Annotated in this window: 23 protein-coding genes; 11 read left to right on the top strand and 12 right to left on the bottom strand. The window is 38.8% G+C overall.

The features are described 5' to 3' along the window. Positions 1-52 precede the first annotated feature (52 nt). The 8 genes from gldN to ACS5PU_RS22540 all read right to left on the bottom strand — a co-directional run bounded on the left by gldN (position 53) and on the right by ACS5PU_RS22540 (position 7,839). On the bottom strand, positions 53-964 hold the full coding sequence (gldN, locus tag ACS5PU_RS22575) for a gliding motility protein GldN (protein ID WP_439461424.1): 912 nt from the start codon (positions 962-964) through the stop codon (positions 53-55). A gap of 7 nt (positions 965-971) precedes the next feature. Beyond that, positions 972-2,504 carry a gliding motility protein GldM gene (gldM, locus tag ACS5PU_RS22570; protein ID WP_439461423.1) on the bottom strand — a complete coding sequence of 511 codons (1,533 nt, stop codon included), beginning with the start codon at positions 2,502-2,504 and terminating at the stop codon, positions 972-974. Positions 2,505-2,545: 41 nt separating this feature from the next. Then, a complete protein-coding gene (gene gldL / locus ACS5PU_RS22565; protein WP_439461422.1) occupies positions 2,546-3,352 on the bottom strand; it encodes a gliding motility protein GldL in 807 nt (268 codons plus the stop codon). A gap of 39 nt (positions 3,353-3,391) precedes the next feature. After that, positions 3,392-4,717 carry an SUMF1/EgtB/PvdO family nonheme iron enzyme gene (locus ACS5PU_RS22560; RefSeq protein WP_439461421.1) on the bottom strand — a complete coding sequence of 442 codons (1,326 nt, stop codon included), beginning with the start codon at positions 4,715-4,717 and terminating at the stop codon, positions 3,392-3,394. 225 nt (positions 4,718-4,942) lie between these two features. Continuing rightward, positions 4,943-5,713 (bottom strand): uroporphyrinogen-III synthase, encoded by a 771-nt coding sequence (locus ACS5PU_RS22555; protein WP_439461420.1) that lies wholly within the window; start codon positions 5,711-5,713, stop codon positions 4,943-4,945. A gap of 14 nt (positions 5,714-5,727) precedes the next feature. After that, positions 5,728-6,705: a DUF4271 domain-containing protein gene (locus ACS5PU_RS22550; protein WP_439461419.1), complete on the bottom strand. Its 978-nt coding sequence runs from the start codon at positions 6,703-6,705 to the stop codon at positions 5,728-5,730. Between the two features lie 88 nt (positions 6,706-6,793). Further along, positions 6,794-7,390, bottom strand: coding sequence for a mobile mystery protein B (locus ACS5PU_RS22545; protein ID WP_439461418.1), 597 nt, complete (start codon positions 7,388-7,390; stop codon positions 6,794-6,796). Next, a complete protein-coding gene (locus ACS5PU_RS22540; protein WP_439461417.1) occupies positions 7,381-7,839 on the bottom strand; it encodes a mobile mystery protein A in 459 nt (152 codons plus the stop codon). Before ACS5PU_RS22540 ends, ACS5PU_RS22545 begins: the two co-directional genes overlap by 10 nt. 171 nt (positions 7,840-8,010) lie before the next feature. On the opposite strand from ACS5PU_RS22540, the gene hemW reads away from it, so the two are divergent. From hemW to ACS5PU_RS22505, 7 genes are all read left to right on the top strand, one after another. After that, positions 8,011-9,144, top strand: coding sequence for a radical SAM family heme chaperone HemW (gene hemW, locus ACS5PU_RS22535; protein ID WP_439461416.1), 1,134 nt, complete (start codon positions 8,011-8,013; stop codon positions 9,142-9,144). A 104-nt stretch (positions 9,145-9,248) separates the two neighbouring features. Beyond that, positions 9,249-10,031 (top strand): SDR family oxidoreductase, encoded by a 783-nt coding sequence (locus ACS5PU_RS22530; RefSeq protein WP_439461415.1) that lies wholly within the window; start codon positions 9,249-9,251, stop codon positions 10,029-10,031. A gap of 249 nt (positions 10,032-10,280) precedes the next feature. Beyond that, on the top strand, positions 10,281-10,832 hold the full coding sequence (locus ACS5PU_RS22525; protein WP_439461414.1) for a fasciclin domain-containing protein: 552 nt from the start codon (positions 10,281-10,283) through the stop codon (positions 10,830-10,832). Between the two features lie 337 nt (positions 10,833-11,169). Beyond that, the gene (locus tag ACS5PU_RS22520; RefSeq protein ID WP_439461413.1) at positions 11,170-12,051 is read left to right on the top strand and encodes a cupin-like domain-containing protein; all 882 of its coding nucleotides are present in this window, start codon (positions 11,170-11,172) and stop codon (positions 12,049-12,051) included. Between the two features lie 121 nt (positions 12,052-12,172). Beyond that, positions 12,173-12,973 (top strand): DUF3050 domain-containing protein, encoded by an 801-nt coding sequence (locus ACS5PU_RS22515; RefSeq protein WP_439461412.1) that lies wholly within the window; start codon positions 12,173-12,175, stop codon positions 12,971-12,973. A 112-nt stretch (positions 12,974-13,085) separates the two neighbouring features. Continuing rightward, complete coding sequence (locus ACS5PU_RS22510; RefSeq protein ID WP_439461411.1) at positions 13,086-13,964, top strand: cupin-like domain-containing protein; 879 nt, start codon at positions 13,086-13,088, stop codon at positions 13,962-13,964. A 171-nt stretch (positions 13,965-14,135) separates the two neighbouring features. Next, positions 14,136-14,750 carry a sugar O-acetyltransferase gene (locus ACS5PU_RS22505; protein WP_439461410.1) on the top strand — a complete coding sequence of 205 codons (615 nt, stop codon included), beginning with the start codon at positions 14,136-14,138 and terminating at the stop codon, positions 14,748-14,750. Between the two features lie 180 nt (positions 14,751-14,930). Here ACS5PU_RS22505 and ACS5PU_RS22500 read toward each other — a convergent pair whose 3' ends face one another. Further along, positions 14,931-15,356, bottom strand: a complete 426-nt coding sequence (locus ACS5PU_RS22500; protein ID WP_439461409.1) for a YybH family protein — start codon at positions 15,354-15,356, stop codon at positions 14,931-14,933. Positions 15,357-15,447: 91 nt separating this feature from the next. On the opposite strand from ACS5PU_RS22500, the gene ACS5PU_RS22495 reads away from it, so the two are divergent. The 4 genes from ACS5PU_RS22495 to ACS5PU_RS22480 all read left to right on the top strand — a co-directional run bounded on the left by ACS5PU_RS22495 (position 15,448) and on the right by ACS5PU_RS22480 (position 20,762). Next, positions 15,448-16,326, top strand: a complete 879-nt coding sequence (locus ACS5PU_RS22495; protein WP_439461408.1) for a carbohydrate kinase family protein — start codon at positions 15,448-15,450, stop codon at positions 16,324-16,326. Between the two features lie 322 nt (positions 16,327-16,648). Beyond that, the gene (locus ACS5PU_RS22490) at positions 16,649-17,746 is read left to right on the top strand and encodes a vWA domain-containing protein (RefSeq protein WP_439461407.1); all 1,098 of its coding nucleotides are present in this window, start codon (positions 16,649-16,651) and stop codon (positions 17,744-17,746) included. Positions 17,747-17,940: 194 nt separating this feature from the next. Beyond that, entirely contained in the window at positions 17,941-19,428 is a 1,488-nt protein-coding gene (locus ACS5PU_RS22485; RefSeq protein WP_439461406.1) for a magnesium chelatase, read from the top strand. A gap of 77 nt (positions 19,429-19,505) precedes the next feature. Beyond that, a complete protein-coding gene (locus ACS5PU_RS22480) occupies positions 19,506-20,762 on the top strand; it encodes a metallophosphoesterase (RefSeq protein ID WP_439461405.1) in 1,257 nt (418 codons plus the stop codon). Between the two features lie 113 nt (positions 20,763-20,875). On the opposite strand, the gene ACS5PU_RS22475 is transcribed toward ACS5PU_RS22480, so the two are convergent. The 3 genes from ACS5PU_RS22475 to ACS5PU_RS22465 all read right to left on the bottom strand — a co-directional run bounded on the left by ACS5PU_RS22475 (position 20,876) and on the right by ACS5PU_RS22465 (position 25,202). After that, positions 20,876-21,565, bottom strand: a complete 690-nt coding sequence (locus ACS5PU_RS22475; protein WP_439461404.1) for a response regulator transcription factor — start codon at positions 21,563-21,565, stop codon at positions 20,876-20,878. A 76-nt stretch (positions 21,566-21,641) separates the two neighbouring features. Continuing rightward, on the bottom strand, positions 21,642-23,315 hold the full coding sequence (locus ACS5PU_RS22470) for a sensor histidine kinase (protein WP_439461403.1): 1,674 nt from the start codon (positions 23,313-23,315) through the stop codon (positions 21,642-21,644). Positions 23,316-23,318: 3 nt separating this feature from the next. After that, positions 23,319-25,202 carry a S9 family peptidase gene (locus ACS5PU_RS22465; RefSeq protein WP_439461402.1) on the bottom strand — a complete coding sequence of 628 codons (1,884 nt, stop codon included), beginning with the start codon at positions 25,200-25,202 and terminating at the stop codon, positions 23,319-23,321. Positions 25,203-25,375: the final 173 nt, after the last annotated feature.

The raw sequence follows: 25,375 nt of genomic DNA, 5'->3' as shown, positions 1-25,375 counted from the left end.
AATCTTTTAAACCAAAAAAGGCTCCGATTTTCATCGAAGCCTTTTTGATATTTTAGTATTCCCAAAGTCCTTGCTCGTAATCAAGAACAGATTTTTTGATTCTTTCTGATTCGTAAAGTCTTTCTCTAGGATCTGTTATGATATCCCTGATTTTGTTATCTCCAGGATTAGATTCTTTTACAATATAGCTACTGAATAACCTACGGATAAAGAAATCATCAAAACTTAAAGTAGATGCATCATTATTCGTATTGATTAAGCGTTTCTTGGTTAAAAGTTCACGTGCTTCTGGATAATATACCCAAAATACCGGTTGCCATTGTTTAGAAACTTCATTGTATTTTAAAGGAGCAATACCAACAATCCTAGGTTCAAAAATAGAACGTTTGGTATCAAAAATCCAATCCTCCTTAATTCTGAATTTTAAGAAAAGTTCAGGATTAAAATCATTAACTACTGTAGTAACCGTGCCTGTTTTGTTGTTCGAAACCTCAGCTGTTCCCAATGCCGATTTTGCTGCAGAATCTGCCGACATCGGATTAAGGAAAGCATCATCTTCATTTAACGCACTATCAATTGGGGAGTACGCTGTTAATTCTTCTGTCTTGATTGCCGCAATTAAAACATCGATCAATCTCGATTTAGGAGATTTTAATGCCGAATTAACGGTATCACGCAGATCAATTTCTCTCCAGATGCGTTTAGCATAAAAAACGTCCTCTTCGCGTACATCAGCCAAAGGAACCATTTCCGTACTATCAATATCCTTACGGGCATAGAAACCATCTTTTGGTGGTACCTTAAGTTTTTTCTTAGCTGTTTTAACAGGAGCTTTAACCGTATCCACTACAGGAGCAGCAACAACTGGCGCAGCTTTTTTCGGAGCTAACTTGGTTGGCTTTTTTTGTGCAAAAGCGAACGTGGTTAACAAAACTAAAATAGCAATACTTAAAATCCTTTTCATCTTTTTCTTATTTAACACTAAATGCTAATGAAGGTAAAATTTTCTGACGGCCATCTGGACCAATAGAAACGATATCTTCAAAAAATACCCTTGTACCAGGGGTAATTGAGTTGATAGCACCCTTAACAGCACCAGCAAAACTTCCACCTGTACCAGGGATGGTAACGGCATCAGAACGTGGCTTGATAATGGTTAACTTATAACGCTGTATTTTAAACTTCACATCGAAAGGGAAATCATCAAGATCTGCCTCAATTTCCGATTCGCTTTTTAATTGTACCGATGCGATATCGCCTCCAGCACGGCCACCAACTTTAGCCACTGGAGCCGGAATACCTTTAACCCTGAATTTTTGCGAGCCCAGGCTTACGGTTTTACCTGCATTGTTTGCAGAAACATTGATTGATACATCCTGACCAACCATACTTCCCGGAACGTTAACGGTGAAGTTTCCATTGCTACCACTCATTGAACCACCAGAAATAGAAGCACGAACGCTCTCTAACGGGAAACCTGCAGCCGATACAGTAAACGGATTTGGAATACCAGCATAAATTACATTCAGTTTTGTTGAAGAAACAGATGCTGATGGTTTCGCAACCTGGTAAGTTTGTGGCTGGGTTTTGTATTCCTTAATCTGCCCATCTGTTTGACGGACCCTAACTGTACCTACCCAGGTAAACTGACCAACGCTACCAGTACCACCGGTATAAGTTCCTTTACCATCTTTTACAGATAATTTGCTTCCGTTAACGGTAATATCAGGTGTTGATCTCGAATCGCTGGCTGTTAAAAATACTTCAGCAGTATAAGGCTGACCCTGAATTACATAAGAAGTAGGTGCAACAGCAACAGCCGCAAACTGATCTAGGTTTACCTGTGCTTTATCCATGTTTCCGAATAACTTTTTAACCACCTCTGCTTCAGCATTTTTTGTATCTGTTTGCAATTTGGTTAAAATAGTCATTGCAGCGGTTAATGGCGTTCCCTCACCGAAGTAAGTTTCCTGCCAGTTTCCCTTTCTTTTTCTAGCAGGATCTTTAGCTTCAAGGGAGAATGAAACATTGGCCCTATCCGCAGGATCTAATAAAGAGATTAATTTTTCGCGTGTAGCGTTAATTCTCTTCTTTAATTCGTCTGCTTTCTTTTGATTGATCATGATATTCTGAGCAATATCCTGATTTGATCTATTTACCAGATCGTCGGTTTCCGGATCAATTCCATCGCCTGCCTGGGTAAATTCTTTTTTAATGCCATCAATGTAATTATTCAATTCATCGGCTGCCTTTTGCGCTTGCTTGGCTCTATCATAAATAGGTTGTGCACGTGCCGGCTCCTCTTTCAACTTTGAGTTTTCAAAGGCAGAAAATAATTGATTAATACTGGTATTTACATTGTTTTTAGAAGTATCCAAACTATCGTTGATATTTTTGAATGCATCTAAAATAGTATCTGATACGTTTAAGGCAAGCATGGCCAACAATACCAAATACATGATATTGATCATCCGCTGCCTTGTTGTTTCTTTTCCGCCTGCCATGTGTGATGTAGCTTTTCTTTAAAAATTAAAAACTAAACAGATTATACACGTGGGCTATTCATAGCCGATAACATATTGCCATAAATTGCATTAAGCGATGATAAGTTTTTAGCCAACTTGTTCACCTCTTCTTTAAACTGCTTCGAATCTTCCATCGATTCGTTAAAGTTCTGCATGGTTAAAGATAAGTTTGAATAGAATTTATTCATTGATTTCAAATGCGCGCTCGAATCCTGTAATTCCAATTCATAAACTGCATTTAATGCCGATAAATTCTTAGCTAGGTTATTCACCTGATCGTGATAAGCCTGCGAATCTACATTACTCTCGCCCATGGCTTTCAAATTAGCCGTAGCTTTTTCGAAAGAAGCACTTAAACTATCAAAACCTGCCGATGCAGTTTTAACTTTTCCGGTAAACTCATTGGTTGCTGTAGAGGCATCTGCAACATTAGAAATAGTTGCAACTTTATCGCCAAAAGTACGTAAGCCAGTACCTAAGCTTTCAATTAATTCAGGACCAATTTTAGCATCAGATAACATTTTATCTAAAGCTGCTGTATTTGACGATCCTACCGCTGCTACTGGTCTGGCCGAAGCTGTTGGCAATTGGCCTTTAAAATCTTCTTTAAGTTCTGGATAAACTCTTTCCCATGCTGGTTCTGGTTCTGGTGGGAAAAATCCGGTTAAAAAGAACAAAAATGCTTCTACTCCAAGACCAAGCCCAATCATGTAGTTACCCACAATTCCACCAATGTGTAGAATCTTAAATAACGCTCCGATAATTACAATACTTGCTCCCCATGAAATCGCTACGTGTAACCAGCTTGGTTGTTTCTTTGCTGCCATAAAATTTTGATGTTTTTCTTTAGTTTTTAGTTGTTTGGTTTATCTTCTTAAATCGGTACCAGGGTAAGATGAAACGCATCTGAAACCGATATAGGATCTTTGTGTATCTTGGTATTCGTATGTAGCTACCGCATTCTGTAAAAAGTAGCCTGTATCTTTCCACGAACCTCCTTTTACTACTTTTCGTTTTTTATACTTGCTATCCGTAGCGCTGGCCACATAAGTAAAGTTAGGGTTCAAATCGTGCAACAATGGAGAAGCACCTTTATTATAAGCAGTTAAAGTCCATTCTGCAACGTTACCGGCCATATTGTAAAGCCCATAATCATTCGGGAAATAAGACCTAACGCCAACAGTATAAATACCACCATCGCTTGAGTAATCTCCACGGCCCGGTTTAAAGTTGGCCTGTAAACAACCTTTTGTATTGCGGATATAAGGACCGCCCCAAGGGTATTTTGTTTTGGTATTGCCACCCCTTGCTGCATATTCAAACTCAGTTTCAGCTGGTAATCTATAATCAGAGCGCGATCCTACAGGTAATTTTCTTGCCGTAGCTACTCCATCATACAATCTAGTTCTCCAATGAGAGAAAGCTTTCGCCTGCTCCCAGCTTACACCAACTACCGGATAATCATCATAAGAAGGGTGGTTGTAATAACCGCGCACCATCGGATCGTTTTGAGAGTAAGAATAATCTGTTTTCCAAACCATAGTATCAGGATAAATAGCAATGGTATAGCGGTCTATGTAGTCTTGACGTTTACTGTTAGGGTCTTTATGGCCCAATGCAGCTTTATCCATGTTCAGTTCGGCGTAAGTATATTCAAATTTACGTACATCAAATTCTTTTTTTCCCGGAAGCGCATCTAAGCCAGAGTAATACATCCCATCTAACTGGCTCGCCTGTGCACCAGCACCGCCTTTGCCTTTATTGCGCCAAATGTTTGCACCATTAGGCCCAACCGCTTTCCAGTTAATATATTTTTCTCCACCAACAGCTGCAGCAGCATTTCCTTTCGGCGTGATCATAAACTGCTGAGGATTACCCATCATAGCGATCGCAATCGAATCGCGCACCCAATTGGTAAACTGACGATATTCGGCATTGGAAATTTCAGTCTGATCCATGAAGAATGCGCTGATTGTTGTCATCCTGCTCGGACCATTCTGAGAGAAGGTAATATCTTCATCAGAGCCACCCAGTGGGGTATGGCCCGGCGGTATGTATACCATTCCCAACGGGATTCTATCGTTTTTGAATTTTCGGTTATAAGCACCCACTAGCTCGCCTTGGCCACCATGACCACAGCTTGCCAGCATTAATGTTATACCTACAATAGCTAGAAGGTAAATTTTCTTCATATTTTTTATAGTGTGCAAAGCACGATAAGGAGCAATTTTATCAAAAATCACTGAAATTATCAACAAAAGCAAATATTTTACATTAAATCATTATGCAAAGCAAATTAAAGTTAGATTAACGGTTATTTAACCCACCATTACTGTACAATAATAAATGCGTAACTTTCTTAATAACAGCAAAGTTACACATTTATTGTTATGACATAAAATAAATTATTGATCGTATTATTTATTAGATATTTTGATGTAATTCTCTATGGCCATCGTCATAGAAGGCACGCCAGGGGTTGGCGCAGCAATATCAACAATCAGATCCATATCGGTACAGGCCTTGCTGGTATTAATGCCAAAGGCTGCGATACGGGTATTGTTCTGCTTAAAATCAGGGAAATTTTTAAACAGCGACTGAATACTTGAAGGGCTAAAAAATGCGATAACATCGTAAAACACTTCAGCTAAATCAGATAAATCGCTCACAACTGTTCTAAACAATACAGCTGGAGTGAAATTATATCCGCTTTTTTCAAGGAATTTCATGGTATCCTCTGTAGCCACATCAGAACATGGGTACAAGAACTTCTCTCCGGCATGTTTTTTAAGCACTTCGGCCAAATCTGCCGCAGTTTGCTTGCCGAAGAAGATTTTACGTTTCCTATACTGGATATATTTTTGAAGATATAATGCAATTGTTTCAGAAAGGCAGAAATATTTTAATTCGGCCGGCACTTCGTAACGCATTTCTTCACAGATCCTAAAGAAATGATCTGCTGCATTACGGCTGGTAAAAATAACCGCAGTAAAATCCGCCAGGTTAATTTTATCCTTTCTAAAGTCTCTTGCGGGTACACCCTCCACATGGATGAAAGACCTAAAATCAACCTTTAAGTTGTGTTTTTTGGCCAAATCGTAGTAAGGAGATTTTTCAGTTTCAGGTTTTGGTAAAGTAACCAAAATACTTTTTACTTTGCGGATTCTAGAGTCGTTCTTTTCTTGCATTTTCCTTTTTCCTGCTACAGCCCTATCGTTTTAATTAGTATTAGGATAGGACATATTTCGAGGGCGCAAAAGTACAAAATTAAATGCATTTTAGAAAACTTATTATTAGAAAGTATAGTAATACCTGCCCTTAATAGCTGAAAAGTAAAAATAACACCTAACAGCAAGAATGCCAATGTGATATATACAGCGCCATATTTGAGCGGTGTAAAGGCAAAAGCAACCACCAGGGGAATAAAAAGCAGTGATGCATTAAAGTAACTGAGGTATAATATGGAGATATATTCGCCCACAGGTTTCTGAACGTTGAACAAATATCCCAAGAACCTTAAAATAATCAGTTTCAAGGCATAAAACACAATTATGGTAATAGAAATACTGAAGAAAAACTTAAAACCATCTTTGGCCTGATACATATCATTCCATTGTGCCACTAGGAAAAAAAACATCCCAAATACAAAACCAAACTGCACAAAAAGGAGCAGGAAAGGCCAAGAGCTGAACAGGTTATCTTCTTTATTGATGTTATTCAATATCCTATTGCTAAAAAATGACTGTACAATAGCCGACAGCTGCTTCGAAAACGCATTTTTTAAAATCGCAAAAATAACGAGCATACCGAAAATAAAACCTAGCAGACCAACATTTCCCTTGGGTATTTTTGTGCCCAATTGGTAAGGATTTGCCTTTTTCTTTAAATGCTGGTATTTCTTTTGCCAGGCCAGTAAATCCAACTTTGGAAAAAGGTATTCTTTCTCAATGGTATCCAGCAGTGCATTTTTATCAATTAAACTATCTGCAAGCACCCAGGTGTGGTGCACAATTGAATCGGTTACAAATTTTTGCCGGGCCAGGGTTGCCGAATCGGGGCGGTACCTTCTGTACTGAAATTGATTTACAACAGCGCTATCGGTTTGAACTGGAATTTGTTGAGCTGCCAAAAAACCGGCAGACAATAAAAACGCAAACAGGATAAAAATGAATTTCGGCATGCTGTAAATCAAAACTTAAGAATACAAAAGTAACCGAATAATCATTGTTTACCTAAAGAAAAAAATGGATTTAGAATATGCTGATCTGTTACGATCTCGCAAATAAAACAAGCGCAGTATAATCTCCCTTGTCTGCCAGTTTCAACGAATCAAGATACCTAGTTCTACTTTCGCATTCCTTTGAAAGATTTCCAGCGCCCCAGGTAAATACAGGTCCATCAAATAATTTTTCAACAATAATATCTGCCAATAAGCGGCTATGCCTTCCATTTCCGTTAGAGAAACAGTGTATACTTACTATCCGATACTTGAAGCGGATGGCTATTTCATCAGGAGGAAAAGTATCATTCTCTATCCAGAACCAAGTATCTGCCAATAAAACCTTTAACTCAACCGCAACCCGCCATCTATCTACCCCGATATTTTTATTTGTTTTACGGAATGTACCGGCCCATTGCCAAACATCCTTGTACATGCGTTTATGCATATCTTTAATAAATGCTTCGGTTAATAATTTTTCAGATTTAAATTTCCTGCCCAAAGTCCATTGTATAGCGTCTTCGATATTCTGTTGCTCAAATTCATCAAGTTCTTCTCTTGTTGCTATAGTAGGGATAAGTAGACCTTCTTTCTCATCTTCATCCAAAGGGGTTTGTCCATCAATATAAATTAAATCTAATCCCATAAAATTTTAGGCATTTCTCTTTTAATTTCCTCAGCCCTTTCTTTTATAGCCATTTCAATCCTTTCTTTAGAATTTTCTTGATCTTCTAGTTTCATACTATTCGATGTACGGAGTACAATTTTCGTTGCCAGTTCGTTCGCTTTTTTTTCAACCATAGCTTCCAATGATCCATCATTAGGTACAAAACCATAAACCAATTCCATATCTAAAACCCTACCTAATTCCCTTAGCGATTTTATAGTAATTGAACCATCCGCCTCTCTTTTTTCCATAGCCAAAACAGCTTGCTTACTTATTGATAATTTATCTGCCAATTGCTTCATAGACATACCAAGTCCATTCCGGATTGCTTTAATCCAACCACTTGCAGGAATAGCAACATTGTTTAATGTAGCGAAACTTAAAAGCCTCCTGTTTAATTGCTGAAACAATAATGATTTCTTTCCCATGACACCAAAAGTAAACTTATTTGTTTACTATATAATATCAAAAGTAAACTAATAAGTTTACAAAAACAACTACAAAGTAAATCTATTAATTTACTTTAAATAGAAATAAATTGTTTCTTCACTCATATTTTATGACAATAAAGCAAAATTATCTTCCCTATCTTTGCAGCAATGTCTGGCATCTATATCCATATTCCCTTCTGTAAAAAGGCCTGTCACTATTGTGATTTCCATTTCAGTACCTCATTAAAATATGCCGACGAAATGGTTGAGGCTATATGCAACGAAATTAAACTGAAAAAGGACCGGATTACCGGGCAGGTTGGCAGCATCTATTTTGGCGGTGGCACGCCTTCCATCCTACCGCAGGCCGCTTTGCAGCAGATTTTCGATACCATTAACCATACTTTTTCGGTTAATGCAGATGCTGAAATCACCATCGAAACCAACCCGGATGATTTAACCGGACAAAAATTAAAGGAACTAAAGCAACTTCCTGTTAACCGCTTTAGTGTGGGTATTCAATCTTTTTATGATGAAGATCTGATCTGGATGAACCGGGCCCACCAGGCCATGGAAGCCGAAGATTGCATCAGGAGAAGCCAAGATGCCGGTTTTGAAAACCTTACACTCGACCTGATTTATGGCTATCCGCTTTTAACAGATCAGAAATGGCTTAACAATATCCAAAAAGCAATAGAACTGCAAGTGCCGCATATTTCTGCCTACGCTTTAACTGTTGAGCCACGCACCGCCTTGGCCCATGCCATTAAAGTTAAAAAGCAGCCCCCTGTAAGCGACAACCAAAGTGCAGCGCAATTTGTAATACTGATGAATAAGCTGGTTGAAGCTGGTTTTGAGCATTACGAAATATCTAATTTTGCCAAACCGGGCCATTATGCCATACACAATACCAATTACTGGAAAGGCATAAATTATATCGGTATTGGCCCATCGGCACATGGTTTTGATGGACGAAACAGGTATATGAACCCCGCCAATAATGCAATGTACATAGAAACGCTGGCACAGCACAAACTTCCGGAAATTGTTGAGGAACTGAGTTTGAATGATAGGTTTAATGAGTATATTATGACCTCTTTAAGAACCATGTGGGGAACTGATCTGGAAAAAATAAATGCTGATTTTGGTAAAGATTTTTTAGATGAAACGAAGCATAACCTTAAAAATTTTGAAGATAAGGATTGGCTGATTACCGAAGCCAACAAAATCCGATTAAGCGAAAACGGAAAGTTATTTGCCGATCATATTGCTTCAGAATTGTTTATAGTAGAGAACGATTGAATGAGAGAATAATTGAATGGTAGATGACCATCTTATGTGATAGAACATTCAATCATTCAAAACTCAATCATTCTCTCATTCAATCATTCAATAATTAAAAATATATGTCGAAAATTGTATGGATTACGGGCGCTTCATCTGGCATTGGCGAAGCCTTGGTTTACGAATATTTTAAAGCTGGCCATAAACTGATTATTTCTGGCAGAAACCGCGATGAGTTATTCAGGGTAAAAGGAAACTGCCAAAACTCTTTCAATGTGCACGTTTTACCTTTCGATTTAAACGAGATAGCAACACTCGAAAGCAAATCAACAGATGCCATCCGGATTTTCGGGAAAATAGATCTGCTCATCAATAGCGGTGGTGTGAGCCAAAGGAGTTTAGCTTTAGAAACCAGTAATGAAACTGAACAGCAGATTATAAATACCAATTTTTGGGGAACAGTAGTGCTTAGCAAAGCTGTTCTGCCTTTAATGATTGACAACGGCGGAGGGCAGATTGTTGTAATTAGCAGTTTGGTGGGTAAGTTCGGCACAAAACTGCGCTCTGCCTATTCGGCATCTAAACATGCCCTGCATGGCTATTTCGATTCGCTACGCTCGGAAGTTTACGATAAAAATATCGACATCACCATCATCTGCCCAGGTTTTATCAAAACCAATGTTACCTATAATGCTTTAACCGGCAACGGAAATCCATTAAACATGATGGGTGATGCACATGAAAATGCCATGACCCCGGCCGAATGTGCCAAACAAATTGTACAGGCTGTAAAAGGTAAAAAAGAAGAGGTTTACATCGGCGGAAAAGAGACAAAAGCTGTGCTGCTGAAGCGCTTTTTCCCAAATATTTTTTCAAAAAAAATTAGGACTGCCAAGGTGAATTAGACCAGTGTTTTTCGGTACCTGTTAAATCTTAACCTGCATCAATTTTATCGTCATGTTGAAGGTAGCAAAATAGCTATTAAATGATGCCATGAAATCGGGATCATGTTTTCAAGAGGGTATATTTTTTTAAAACAAAAATTAAACAACTCATAATCAACGTTTTAAATATTAATTTTCATTTCTAAAAACCAAGCATCTGTAAGTCGTCGTAAATGGAATCAAACAACAGAAACTTAAAAATTAGAAATAATGAAAAAATTAATCTTATCTGTATTTGCCGTAGTTACCATGGCATTTACCACTCAAGTTTACGCTCAAAAAAACCCTATGGTTGGTGGAGCTGCAATGTATCCTACTAAAGATATTGTAGACAACGCCGTAAACTCAAAAGACCACACCACACTGGTAGCAGCGGTTAAGGCAGCAGGCTTGGTAGAAACCTTAAAAAGCGCTGGACCATTTACTGTTTTTGCACCAACAAATGCAGCTTTTGATAAACTTCCTGCCGGAACAGTAGATAACCTGGTGAAACCAGAAAACAAAGCCACCCTTACCAAAATTTTAACTTACCATGTTGTTGCCGGCAAAATGGATAGCAAAGCAATTGCGGCAGCCATTAAAGCTGGTGGCGGCAAAGCAGAACTAACCACAGTACAGGGAGGTAAATTATGGGCTTGGATGGAAGGCAAAAAATTAGTGTTGAAAGATGAAAAAGGTGGTATGAGCACGGTAACCATTGCCAATGTGTATCAAAAAAATGGCGTTATCCATGTTGTAGATACCGTTTTAATGCCTAAATAACATTACATCAAACTACTTTGATAAAACATAAAACGTTCTGGTTTTACCAGGGCGTTTTTATTTTTTTTAAAAAAAATCATTTAATCAAAAACCAAGGTTAATTTTTTCCCGTACATACACACATAACAAGAAAATATCCTTATTAAAAACATATATCATGTTCCCGTGTGATTATTTTATTAACGCTCTTTCCTAACGGTAAGGGCGTTTTTTTATTCCATTAAATCATACTTTCTGACTTTTTTTGATGAATTGTCAGCCATTTTTAATCTTTTCTGATTTGTAATGCTTACAGCTTTTTAACTATTTAATTTTGCTTTATTAATAGTTATTTAACATGAAATTCAATTTATCTCCGATAGATGTAGTTGAAGACATATCTAAATCAGATTTTGAGCTGAACTACCTCAAACCACGCAGGCCATTGGTTATAAAAAACATGGCGAAAAAGTGGCCAGCATATCAAAAATGGACAATGGAGTATATGAAAGATGTTGTTGGCGATAAAGTTGTTCCACTGTATGATAGCGCAAAGGCAGATCCCTCTAAACCTATAAATGCATCGGTTGCAGAAATGAAGTTTAGCGATTATATAAACCTGATCAAAGAAACACCGACCGACCTGCGTATTTTTTTATTCGATCCGATAAAGTTTGCGCCAGAATTGCTGGACGATTATATTGCACCCAAAGATTTAATGGGTGGTTTTTTAGATCGTTATCCGAATATGTTTTTTGGCGGAAAAGGCTCTGTTACATTTTTGCACTACGATATTGATCTGGCACATATTTTCCATACCCATTTTAATGGCCGCAAACACGTAATCCTTTTTGATTATAAATGGAAAGAGCGTTTATACCAAATTCCGTATGCCACATATGCACTTGAAGATTATGATGTAGAAAATCCTGATTTTGATAAATTTCCGGCTTTAAAGGGCATACAGGGTGTTGAAGCTTATTTAGAACACGGCGACACCTTATTTATGCCAACCGGTTACTGGCATTGGATGAAATATCTGGACGGATCTTTCTCTATCAGCCTAAGAGCTTGGGATAAAAGCTGGGCTGTAAAAGCAAAAAGCTTGTATAACTTAACTTTACAGCGTAAATTTGACGACTTTATGAAAGCAAATTACCGCGAGCGCTACATGAAGTGGAAAGAAGAACTTGCGGTTAAAAGAGCAAATAAAGCATTGGAAAGAAATTTACCAAAATAAATAATTGATAGCATGAATAAGCTTTAAGCATCATGCCAATCTACTAAATCAATCATCCATATAAGTACTCGATCGTCCCTTCATTCAATCATTCCCTCATTCAATCATTCAATCATTCAATATGCACCCTAACATTATAAAAATCCAAGATGAAATTGAGCTGCTCAGGCAAGAAATCATTAACCATAAAGTGTATTCGGCCATTAGCGAGTTAGCAGATCTCCAGATTTTTATGGAGCACCACATTTTTGCCGTATGGGATTTTATGTCGCTGCTTAAAGCCTTACAGATTAACCTAACCTGTACAACATTACCTTGGTTTCCGGTGGGTGATGCCGTTACCCGGCAATTAATTAATGAAATTGTTGCCGGTGAGGAATCGGATGTGGATGCAGATGGAAATATTAAAAGCCATTTTGAACTGTATTTAGATGCAATGGATCAATGTGGGGCAGATACAAAACCGATTAATGATTTTTTAAATGCCTTAAAAAACGGTAAAAGTTTTAATGAAGCGTTTGATGTTGCAAATGTACCTGCAGCTGCCAAAGATTTCGTGAATGCTACATTCGAAACCATTAATAGCGGCAAACCACATTTACAGGCTTCAAGCTTTACGTTTGGCCGCGAAGATCTGATCCCGAACATGTTTTTTAGCATGGTTAACGATTTAAACAGTACCCAACCAGATCAGGTTTCTATCTTTAAATACTACTTAGAAAGACATATTGAAGTAGACGGCGACCACCATAGCCACCTGGCACTGGCCATGACAGAAAAACTTTGCGAAAAAGATGAAGGTTTTTGGGCCGAGGCAGAAAAGATCACAAAAGAGGCGCTGGAGAAAAGAATAGCGCTTTGGGATGCCGCTTACAGCGAAATTGTTAAAAACAAAACAGAAGCCCAGTTATTAAATTGTTAACTATTTACTAATTTTAGATTACGTGATTTTAGTCACATTTACCTGTTAACTTCAATTTTGTAAAATAAAATTTACACATTTGTTGTTCGGCACAAATAACCGATTTAAGCGCATGAGTTTCATTTTAAAACCTGTTGATATTGTCGAGAATATCACTCCCGAAGATTTTAAGAAAAATTATCTGAAAACTAAACGTCCGTTGGTAATCAGGGGCCTTACCAAAGATTGGCCTGCAAGAGAAAAATGGACAACTGAATATTTGAAAGAAATTGGCGGCGAGCTCGAAGTTCCACTTTACGATAACTCGAAAGCCGATCCGTCAAAGCCCATTAACGCGGCTACAGCACATATGAAATTTGGCGATTACCTTGACTTGATTAAGCGCGAGCCAACTGAGTTGAGAATATTCTTTTTTAACCTGTTTAAGAAAGTGCCAAGCTTAATCAACGATGTAAAAATCCCTAAAGATTTAATGGGCGGTTTTATCGAAAGTATGCCTGCTATGTTTTTTGGCGGTTCGAACTCGGTAACCTTTTTACATTACGATATTGATCTGCCCCATATTTTCCATACGCATTTTGGTGGCAGAAAGCACATTGTGCTGTTCGACAATAAATGGAAAGACAGGTTATATTGCTTACCAAATGCAACCTATGCTTTAGAAGATTATGACGTTGCCAACCCCGATTTTGAAAAATTCCCAGCATTAAATGGTGTAGAAGGTTACGAAGTCTTCTTAGAGCACGGCGATACCTTGTTTATGCCTACCGGAATGTGGCACTGGATGAAATATCTGGACGGTTCGTTCTCATTAAGCTTAAGGGCATGGGATCAATCGATTAGCCGTAAAGTAGCCAGTGTTTGGAGTTTATTTACACACGGTGCGATTGACAGCTTGATTAAAATGACCTTTAAAGAAAAATATGCAAACTGGAGAGAGAAAAAAGCAGTTAAAATTGCAGAAAGAGCTTTAGCTAAAGGCAGACCATAAATTGGTTAACCAGTTAACTGTTTGAACTGGTTAATTGCCACAAATAGTGACTGAATTGATCAGCTAAACATGAAATAAAATGGGACATCGGTAACGATAGTCCCGTTTTTGTTATTATTGTGCTGTAAGCCTAAATGGTTTGCCTTAAGTTTTAATAATTGTACTAGAAAAATGGATCGAAACATAGTTACCGAAAAACAAAAGATGCTGGCCGGCAAAGCTTACCAGGCCGGCGATGCAGAACTGGCTAAAGAAAGACTAAAAGCACGCGAAATTGTTTTTGAGTTTAACAACCTGGCGCCAAAATTTATCAAACAACGGAAAGAGTTACTAAAAAGGCTTTTTGGTAAAACCGAAAAGATGTTTTATATAGAACCGCCGTTTAGGTGCGATTATGGTTACAACATTGAAATTGGCGATAACTTTTATGCAAACTTTAACCTTGTTATTTTAGATTGTGCAAAGGTTAGCATCGGCAATAATGTTTTTATTGCACCCAATGTTGCCATTTACACTGCTGGGCATCCTATACATTCGCACCTGCGCGATCAGGAATATGAATGGGCACAGGAAATTACCATTGGCAATAGCGTTTGGATTGGCGGCAACGTGGTGGTTAACCCAGGGGTAAAAATCGGTTCGAATGTGGTAATTGGCTCGGGCAGTGTAGTTACCAGGGATATTCCGGATAATGTTTTTGCAGCCGGAAATCCGTGCAGGGTAATCCGCCAACTCACAGATGAAGATAAAGACTATTACTATAAGGATTTTAAACTGGGAGAGTAAACTAGAATTAATTTTCAGGCCAATCACCGTCCCGATTTGCAATCGGGATGGATGAGAAAGGCGATTTTATCTCCATTGATCTGTTTAGAACAATACGTCATCTTACATTTTCCATCTCACTTTCTCCATCTTACCTTCCACATCTCACCTTCTCCATCTTATCTTACCCCTTTTCCATCTTTAACTGCTATGATCGGCAACTACTTTCCATTCCCCTTTAATTTTTTTGATTAGAAGCGTAAAATATCCTTTCAGTTCGTCCTTTTCCCGTTTAACATTCCAACTGCCCAGCACAAAAGCCAGATCAGGATTTAAAAAATCGACCTTTTTAATTCCGAACACGAGAAAGCCCATGGCCGATTTATCGGGATAGTTCTTTTTGTAATTATCGAGCGTTTTCTGCCAACCATAAGTTGCACCGTTTTTACCCACAAATAATAAACTGTCTGACTTTTCGTAACCCTGCATAAAAGCTACAACATCGCCCTTGTTCCAATCCGTGCGCTGTTTTTCGAGCAGATCGAGTATAGCTTGTTTATCGGTGCTTGTTTGCGCAAATGCGGCAACAGAAATAAATAGGAATGCGATGGTTAGTAGTTTTTTCATGATGTTTTTATAAAGCTTAAAATAAAGGTAAGAAACAAATTATTTTGTTCGACCAGTAAAAATCCTTTATTTACATTTTTATTTAATCTACATGCAAAATAAAGTTATCACAATTGGCGAAATACTTTGGGATGTTTTCCCAGAGGGCAAGAAAGCTGGCGGTTCGAGTATGAACGTTGCCCTCAATCTGCATAAACAGAATATTGAAAGTAATTTCATCAGCGCCGTTGGCGACGATGATAATGGCAGGGAACTATTGTCTTTTTTAAAGGATAACCATTTTGATAGCGCACTGATTCAGACAAACAGCGAACTGCCCACCAGTACAGTTGTGGTTCAGCTCGATCAAAACCATCAGGCCACCTACACCATTAAACAGCCGGTAGCCTGGGATGATATTAAAATAACCGACCAGAATGCAGAAGCTGTAAAACAAGCAGATGCCCTGGTATACTGCAGTTTAACCTGTAGAAACGAAGCCTCAAAAAAAACAGTTTTGGCCTTATTGGAAAATGCCAAAACAAAAATTTTCGACATTAACCTACGTGCTCCTTTTTATGAGAAAGAACTGATTGGAGAGCTTTTGGCTAAGGCTGATATCTTAAAAATAAATGAAGATGAAATTGTGTGGGTTAAAGAGTCGTTCGGTTTAACAGGCAATACCGATGAGCAATTGCTAAAACAGCTTTCCAGCCAGTTTAATATTGAAATGATCTGCCTAACCCTTGGTGATAAAGGGGCCTGTGTATTAAAAGATGGTAAACTGTATAAGCATAAGGGTTATAAAGTACAGGTTGCCGATACCGTTGGTGCCGGCGATGCCTTTTTGGCCACATTTATTGCTTGCTATCTCCAAGGCTTCCCTATGGAAACTACACTTGATAACGCCTGCAAAGTGGGCGCATTTGTAGCTTCGCAGGTGGGTGCCAACCCGGAGTACAACAAAAAGATTTACCATATGGCGCTTTAACACCTTAAAGGTTTTCTAAACCTACAAGATATGATCTAAAACGGTGGGTTTTGCGTTAGGGATTGAAAGGGTTCAGTACCGGTTTTTCACCGGTACCGGAGCGCAGCGCAGCCCTGAAAAGCCCGCCCCTTTTTCCCGATTTCATCGGGATTAAGGGAACGCCCAAATCAGTTTACAGTTGGCAGTTTGCAGTTAGCAGTTGGTAGTATCAGTTAACAGTTTAACGACGCTTTGATCTTTCTGCTTATCCCCAAATATGACACCGCGCTTAAATTAATCCAAAGCGAAACTTTTATCTTCGGTAATCCGTTTATAAAAGCACATGAGAGGTTTTCGTTTTTCTGATTATAAGCCTGGCGATACGCCAAAAGGTGGGTTTGATGAGTTGCTGAAATTGTTTAGCGAACTGCTCAATTATACGGCTGGCGATGCTGCCGAAGCATTAAGCTGGCTAAATGAGCTTGATAAGCAATATAAGCTCACCAATAACGATTATGGTATCGGTAATTTTATCGACGATTTGAAGGATAAGGGCTACCTGACAGAAGACAACCAATCGGGAGAGTTTAAGATTACAGCCAAAACCGAACAAACTATCCGCAAATCGGCCCTGGATGAAATTTTCGGGAAACTAAAGAAATCTGGCAGGGGTAACCACAACAGTAACCAATCGGGCATTGGCGAAGAAAAAAATGCAGATCGGCGTGAGTATAATTTTGGCGATAGCCTGGATCAGATCGATATGACGGCTTCGATCCAAAACGCACAGATTAACCATGGCATTGGCGATTTTACCTTAACCGACCGTGATTTGGAGGTGGAAGAAAAGGATTTCAAAACCCTAACTTCTACCGTGCTGATGATTGACATTTCGCACTCCATGATTTTATATGGAGAGGACAGGATTACGCCTGCAAAAAAAGTGGCTATGGCACTGGCAGAACTGATTAAAACCAAATATCCGAAGGACACGCTTGACATTGTAGTTTTTGGTAATGATGCCTGGCCAATTACTTTAAAAGACTTGCCTTATTTACAGGTAGGCCCTTACCATACCAACACCTACGCCGGGCTAGAGCTGGCTGCCGACCTGCTGCGCCGCAGGAAAACGCATAACAAGCAGATTTTTATGATTACGGATGGAAAACCAACCTGCCTGAAAGAAAATGGCAAATACTACAAAAACAGTATGGGTTTGGATAGAAAGGTAATTAATAAAACCTTAAACATGGCCGCACAGTGTAAGCGGTTAAAAATTCCGATTACCACATTTATGATTGCCAAAGACCCTTACCTACAGCAGTTTGTTAGGCAGTTTACCGAAATTAATGGCGGAAGGGCTTTTTATAGCTCATTAAATGGCCTAGGCGAATACATTTTTGAGGATTACATTAAAAATAGAAGAAAAACAGTTAAATAAGGTTGAAGGTAAAAGGCGTAAGGTAGAAGGCTCCAACACATGTGGGAAAAAGCTAATCTTAAAAACTAAGTGTAGCAGTATTCAACCTTGCTTTATATCTTAAAACCGATTAAAAAGGAACAGTTTATAAAATAGGTTTGTGCATTTTGAAAACGTTACACCTTAAACCCTAAGCCTTAAACCCAATTTAAAAGATGCAAAATATAACATTAGGCCAGTTAAAGGCTACAAATTATACTTCAAGAAGCGTTAAAGAAGAGCTTAGAGAAAACCTGATTAAGGTTCTCCGTGATAAAAAAACTGAATTTGAAGGCATTATCGGATACGATGAAACAGTAATTCCCGAACTTCAGACTGCTATTTTATCGCGCCACAATATTTTACTTTTGGGCTTACGCGGTCAGGCAAAAACACGTATTGCCCGCCTAATGGTTAACTTATTGGATGAGTACGTGCCCTATGTTGCCGGTAGTGAGATTTTTGACGACCCGTTAAATCCAATTTCGTGGTTTGCCAAAAATGAAATAGCCACCAAAGGCGATGCTACAGAAATTGCCTGGCTCCACCGCAGCGAACGTTATACCGAAAAACTGGCTACACCCGATGTTACGGTTGCCGATTTAATCGGTGATGTTGACCCTATTAAGGCCGCCACGCTAAAGCTGACATATAATGATGAACGTGTAATCCATTTTGGACTTATTCCGCGTGCACACCGCAGCATTTTCGTAATTAACGAGCTTCCGGATTTACAGGCCCGCATACAGGTGGCCCTGTTTAATATGCTGCAGGAAAAAGATATCCAGATCCGTGGTTTCAAACTGCGCCTGCCTTTGGATATCCAATTTGTATTTACAGCAAACCCTGAAGATTATACCAACCGCGGGAGCATTGTTACGCCTTTAAAAGACAGGATTGAAAGTCAGATTTTAACGCACTATCCAAAAAGCATAGAAATTTCGCGCAAAATAACCTTTCAGGAAGCCAGGTTAACAACCGAGCAAAGAACCAATATAGAAGCCGATGGCCTGGTAAAAGACCTGATAGAGCAGATTGCTTTTGAAGCGCGCAAGAGCGAATATATCGATCAAAAATCGGGCGTTTCGGCCAGGCTAACTATCTCTGCATTCGAAAATCTTATCAGTACTGCTGAAAGAAGGATGCTGATTTCGGGCGAAAAGAACACCTTTGTGCGCTTATCTGATTTTGCAGGGGTTATCCCAGCCATAACCGGTAAAATAGAACTGGTTTACGAAGGCGAGCTTGAGGGGCCGGCGCATGTAGCCACAACCTTAATCGGTAAAGCGGTTAAAACTTTGTTTGCGCGCTACTTCCCTGATCCTGAAAAGGCCAAGAAAAGTAAAACCGCTAATCCTTATACCGAAATAACCGGATGGTTTACCGATGGCAACAATGTTGATGTAACGGATACGCTAAGCAATGCCCAGTATAAAAAAGCATTGATGCTTGTGCCAAGTTTATACGATACCGTAAAAAAATTCCACCCTAAATTAAGTGAAAACCAGACCTTGCTTTTAATGGAATTTGTATTGCATGGTTTGGCCGAGTATTCGCAACTGAGCAAAAACTTTTTAAATGGGGGCTTCGGTTTCTCTGATATGTTTGGCAGCTTATTCAACGCCGAATTTGATGAAGAGGAAGACGAAGACGATTTCAGATAATAGCTATAATATTTTTTTTAATTTAGGCAGGGCTAAAAAACCTGCCTTATTTATTTTACCACATTAACATCCTACCCATGGGAAGATTACCATTTATAATTGCTGCCTGCGTTTTCATCATCGCTTTTGATATTTATTGTTTTAAGGCAATTGTTTCGGTATTTAAAAAATGGAAGCCCTCCACTAAAAAAGTATTTGGCATTTTATATTGGAGCTATAGCTTCCTCTTAATTCTTGGTGTTTTTTGCGGCATTTACCTCAACCTCTTTCTTACGTTAAGGGCCATTATACTCGTAGCTTTCTTTTTAACCGTTGCCTGCAAGCTGGCCATGTTGCCATTTTTGGTACTGGATGATTTACGCAGACTGTTCATCAAAGTTTTTAGAAAAAAACAGGAAGCAACCACAGCGGTACCTCAGGATTCCACTAACGGAGCAGATCAGATTTCGCGTTCAGAGTTTTTGGTTAAGGCCGGCCTGGTGGCTGCTGCTGTTCCGTTAACCTCTTTAAGCTGGGGTATTATTTCTGGCGCTTACGATTATCAGGTTAGAAAGGTTAATTTAATCCTCCCAAACCTGCCAAAGGCTTTCGATGGCATTACCATGGCACAGATTTCGGACATCCACTCTGGCAGTTTCTACAATAAAACAGCAGTAAAAGGCGGTGTAGAAATGCTTTTGGCCGAGAAACCTGATTTTGTATTCTTTACCGGTGATTTAGTAAACAACCTAACCAACGAGGTGAGAGATTACCAGGATATATTTGCAAAGGTTAAAGCGCCATTGGGCGTATATTCATCGTTAGGTAACCATGATTATGGTGATTATTATTTTGGCAAGGAATCTTCTCCGGCCAAGGTAAAAAACCTAAAAGATATGGTTGATGTACATAAAATAATGGGCTACGATCTGCTCATGAACGAAAACCGCCGTTTAAAAGTAGATGGCGAGGAAATCGGGATTTTAGGTATCGAAAACTGGGGTATGGGCCGTTTTCCGAAGTATGGAAAAATGGAACTGGCGGTTAAAAACACAGATGATCTACCTGTAAAGTTGTTGTTAAGTCACGATCCATCGCACTGGCGCGGAGAGGTTTTACAAAAATACCCCCAAATAGATGCCATGTTTAGCGGACATACCCATGGGATGCAGTTTGGCGTGCGCCTTAAAGAATACCAGTGGAGCCCTGTACAATACATTTACAAAGAATGGGCCGGTTTATACCAAGAAAAACAGCAGCAGCTGTACGTAAATGTTGGCTATGGCTTCCTGGGTTATCCTGGCAGGGTAGGTGTTTTACCAGAGATTACGCTATTTACCTTGAAGAGGGCTTAAATAAAAATGATTGAGTTTGGAATGATTGAATGAGAGAATATCGGCATTACGCCTAAACACCCACTAATTCAATCATTCTTTCATTCAACCATTCTTTCATTCAATAATTATTTCTACCCCGCATTAAACCTATACCCCACGCCCCTAACGGTTTGTAACAGCTGTGGATTATCAGGATTGAGTTCTATCTTCTTACGCAAGCGTACAATGTGCATATCGAGCGTACGGGTATTTACATCAGAATTATAGCCCCAAACTACAAGCATCAATTCATCGCGGTTAATTACCTTGCCCGGGTTACGCAAGAAATAAAGCAGAATACGGTTCTCCAATATAGTCAACTCAATTTTCTTACCATCTCTAAACAAAGTGTGGATATTCGGATGGTGCTCCATATTGCCAAAACGGTGTATTTCGGCGGTATCTTTATTTACAATAAATTTTACTTTACTCTCTAACATGGCCACTAACACATCCATATTAAATGGCTTGGTAATGTAATCAGATGCGCCAAAGTTGTAAGCATCAATTTTATCTACATCCTGGGCCTTGGCGGTCATCATAATAACCAGGTTTTCGAAACCCTGTTTGCGTACATTCTCGCAAACTTCGGCACCTTGTTTACCCGGCATCATCCAATCCAATAAAACGATATCGGGCTGATCGGCCAAAATCATTCTTTCGCCAGCTTCGCCATCATTGGCCTCGAGTACAATATAACCCTCGGCTTTTAAACGGTGAGCCACAAGAAAGCGAAGATTTTCATCATCTTCTACGATTAATATTTTTACTTCTTTAGACATTTATGTGTGTATTAATTCAGTTGTAAGGTTGAAAGGTTATAAAGTTGAAAGGTTTAACATTTTAACCATTTTAAATTTAATTATTATATGGCAGTACAATTTTAAACTCTGTACCATTGCCTACTTTACTCTTTACAGAGATTTCTCCATCCATAAAGTTAACCAGTTCTTTGCAGAATGCCAAACCTAAGCCAACGCTTCCCATCTGGTTATATTCATTCTGGATGCGGAAAAACTTTTTAAATATATTGTTTAATTCTGATGCAGCTATGCCAATCCCTTTATCGGCAAACCTGAACACCAAAACCCCTTTAATAAGCTTTGCACTAATGTGCAGTTTCTTTTGGTCAGGCTTGGAGTATTTATAGGCATTTTCGGCCAGGTTATCGAACAAACTCCCCAATAACACCGGGTCGGTAATAAAGGTTTTAAAGCCCACCACCTCGTAACTGATATTAAAATCGGGGTGTTTTAATGTGTGCGATTCGATGGTACTTTCAATAAAATCGACAATATTAACTTCTTCCTGATTAAGCTTAATGGCTTTGTTTTCGATCTGGGTAAATGCCAGCAGTTTATTCATTAAACCATTCAGCTTATCGGCTTCTTCATCCAGTATTTTACCATAAAGCTGCTGCTCGCGCTGGCTTAGCGCTGTTGCGCTCTTAATGTTGTTTCCAGCAATTTTAATTACGCTAACCGGTGTTTTAAACTCGTGTGTGAGGTTATTTACAAAATCGTACTGTAGCTTAAACATTTTACTGTTGATGTTCAGGTTACGGTAAATTAAAAAGGCCACCAATAAAAGCACGCCGTACACCAGTAAGAGTACCAGTGCAATGGGCATAAAGTAAATGAATATTTCCTTTTTGATGTAAGATTTAGAAGAAACGAAGTAGAGTTTAAAGTCGGAAAAAGCACCCGGAAGCGCTATTTCGGTATTCATATTTTCTTCCGAATTATCAATCGGATCGTAGGTAAGCGGCTCAATACGGATGTGCTGGTAGAGCAAAGGCCTTGTATTTACGATTTTGATGTGGTGCGCATCGAGCTTAAAAACCAGTACATCCTGCTGGTAAACCGGAGAGGGATTTAACTTGCGCTTCATCATCTCCTTATAGTTTTTTAAATCTTCGCGGCTTGGAATATTCAAATAGGTGATTTTGTTATCGCTGGCATTCACCACCGAAAAGTTCGTAAAAAGCTCTTCCTGAGTGGGGACAGCGGTTGTATCCAATTGATCGACAAAAGTGGCCAGTTTGTAAGCCATGGCATTAAAATCATCACCCACATTAAAAGAACCGGGATCATCTTCTGAGTATACTTTTATCGAATCGGCACTAATGCCCTTGCCGAACTGGTAAATGGATTTTGGGCCAATACCCAAGTGGTTGGCATTTATCCCGTCCCTAACCGGGGCTACCTTTACTTCGGTATCGTAAAAGGTAACCTTCGAAATAAATGGGTACTTTAGCATTACAGTATCTACAAATTTCGAGGCTGTAGCAGAATCCAAAAAGCCATTGTAGTAAGAAATTTCGGGCATTTTGTTCTGAAAGAAATCGTTATACGGCTTAATACTCTGCTCAAGCACATTTACTTTTTCTGAAACAAAATCGTTTTCTATCGATTTCTTGCTATAGTTAAATGCCAAGAACAGCGATAATATAAAAAGAATGGAAATGAGTACAATAAAGGTTACACCGAGCGAAAAGTTTTTACGATAACCACTTTTTTTATCTAAGGCCATACCCTATTTTTTACCCAGGTTTTCTTGTAAGAATTGTTCCAACGCCTTATACAGAGCGGTTCGGCCCTGTTGGCGCATAATCGGATTTGGCCCCTCTTCTTTTTCGATATAGGTTACCTGTACATTCCGTTTTTTAAGCTCTTTAATAAACTGAACACCCTCTGCTACATTAACACGTGGATCTTTGGGGTTTTGCGCAATAAAAATAGGCGATTTAAAACGGTCGGCATGGAAAACAGGCGAAGCAAAACGCATATAATCTGTATCGGTTACCGGATTGCCCACAATTTCGTAATACATCTGCAAATTGGCTTTTAAAAACGGCGGGATTGTTTTCAGGTAACTGAACAGGTTAATTACGCCAGAGTTTGATCCACCACATTTATAAAGATCGGGATTTTTATACAAACAATTTAATGCAATATAACCTCCAAAACCATTGCCATAAATGGCTATCTTTTTGGGGTTGGCAATTTTCTTTGCAATTAACCATTTTACACCATCGTTAACATCTTCCTGTATTTTATCGCTCCATTGTTTAAAACCGGCTGCATAAAAAGATTTTCCATAACCGGTAGATCCACGGTAGTTAACCTGCAAAACTGCATAGCCACGGTTGGCCAAAAATTGTACGTCGGCATTGTATCCCCAGCTGTTTCTTCCACCCGGACCATTATGGGGCAGTACCACAACCGGTAAATTGGCTGCCTTTTTATTTTTTGGAAGTGTTAAATACCCATTTATTGTTAAGCCATCGCCACTTTTAAAGCTAATGGGCTTCATGGCACTCATATCTTCCTGTTTAATGGAAGGACTTATATCGGTCAGTTTTTTTAATTTGTTATCGCCAGCGGTATATAAATAATAAGAACCCGGATTTTTATCGGTAAATGTTCTCACCACAAACACCTTATCCATTTTATCCTTGTCCATAATTTTCCATTCTGTGCCAGGCAACAGCTGATCTATTTTGGAATAGGCAAGCTTGGTACTGTCATCTAAATAGTATTTTTCTTTTTTCCAGGTTTCGCAGGTTACAAAAAGCATTTTCCGCTGCTGCCGCGAGTATTTGGCATCTACTACATTTAAGGTATCGTTGCCAAAAAGCACCTGTTTCTCTTTCCCGGTTTTTAAATCGAGTGCAACCAATGCATTTTTATCACGGTTTACATTCGAAATGGCATACAGAATGTTGGCTTCATTTTCGGAAAAGGCTACCGGCTGTAAGGTGGTTTCAAAATTATTGCTAATTACGGGTGCAAATGGCTGGTTTTCATTTTCACGGTACATCAAAGTTTCGTTAACCCCATCGCTGGCCACTGCAATTTTCAGTACACCTTTGCTATCGGTCATCCACTCTGTAATATTACCTGGGTTTTTAGCGGCAATATCCATCCTGCCATTACGCACATTTAACCGATAAACATCAAACACGGTCGAATCGCGCTTATTGGAGGCCACAATAATATACTTATCATCAATCAACTGATCTTCTATAACCCTTAAACGGTTTTTTTCGTTGGCGCTCAGCTGCACCTGCTTACTTCCATCTTTATTGATGACGAAAATATCAGATTTACGCTCTTTGGATGCGTCTTCTGTATAATAAATTAGCTCGTTATTGCTTGTCCAGAAATGGAAACTGATACTTTTCTCGTTCAAATGGGTAAGCTGAACTACGTTTCCGGTGGCCAGGTTTTCTACAAAAAGGTCTAATTTTTTATCCTGGAATTTTAAATAAGAAAGGCTTTTTCCGTCCGGAGAGATCCGGTAAAACGCTTTATCCTGAATTTTAAAAAAGTCATCTACAGGTATAGTGTCATCATTTGAGCCTTTACAGGCAAAAATAAATGCAACCATCAACAATAGAAAAATCCTTTTTAGCATAAATAAAATCCTTAACGGGACAACAAAAATAAAGCATCGGTACAACTTAACTGTGGTTTACACCAACAATGTTACTTATGCATGCAATAATAAGTTGTGGGTCAATTTAGTATTTATAACATATACACAAAATAAAATACAGGTAACATTTAAAATACGTTTTATACAAACCG

Origin of the sequence: Pedobacter sp. GSP4, from assembly GCF_051857575.1 — a bacterium.
Taxonomy (GTDB): Bacteria; Bacteroidota; Bacteroidia; order Sphingobacteriales; family Sphingobacteriaceae; genus Pedobacter.
This window is presented reverse-complemented; position numbering and strand designations above follow the sequence as displayed.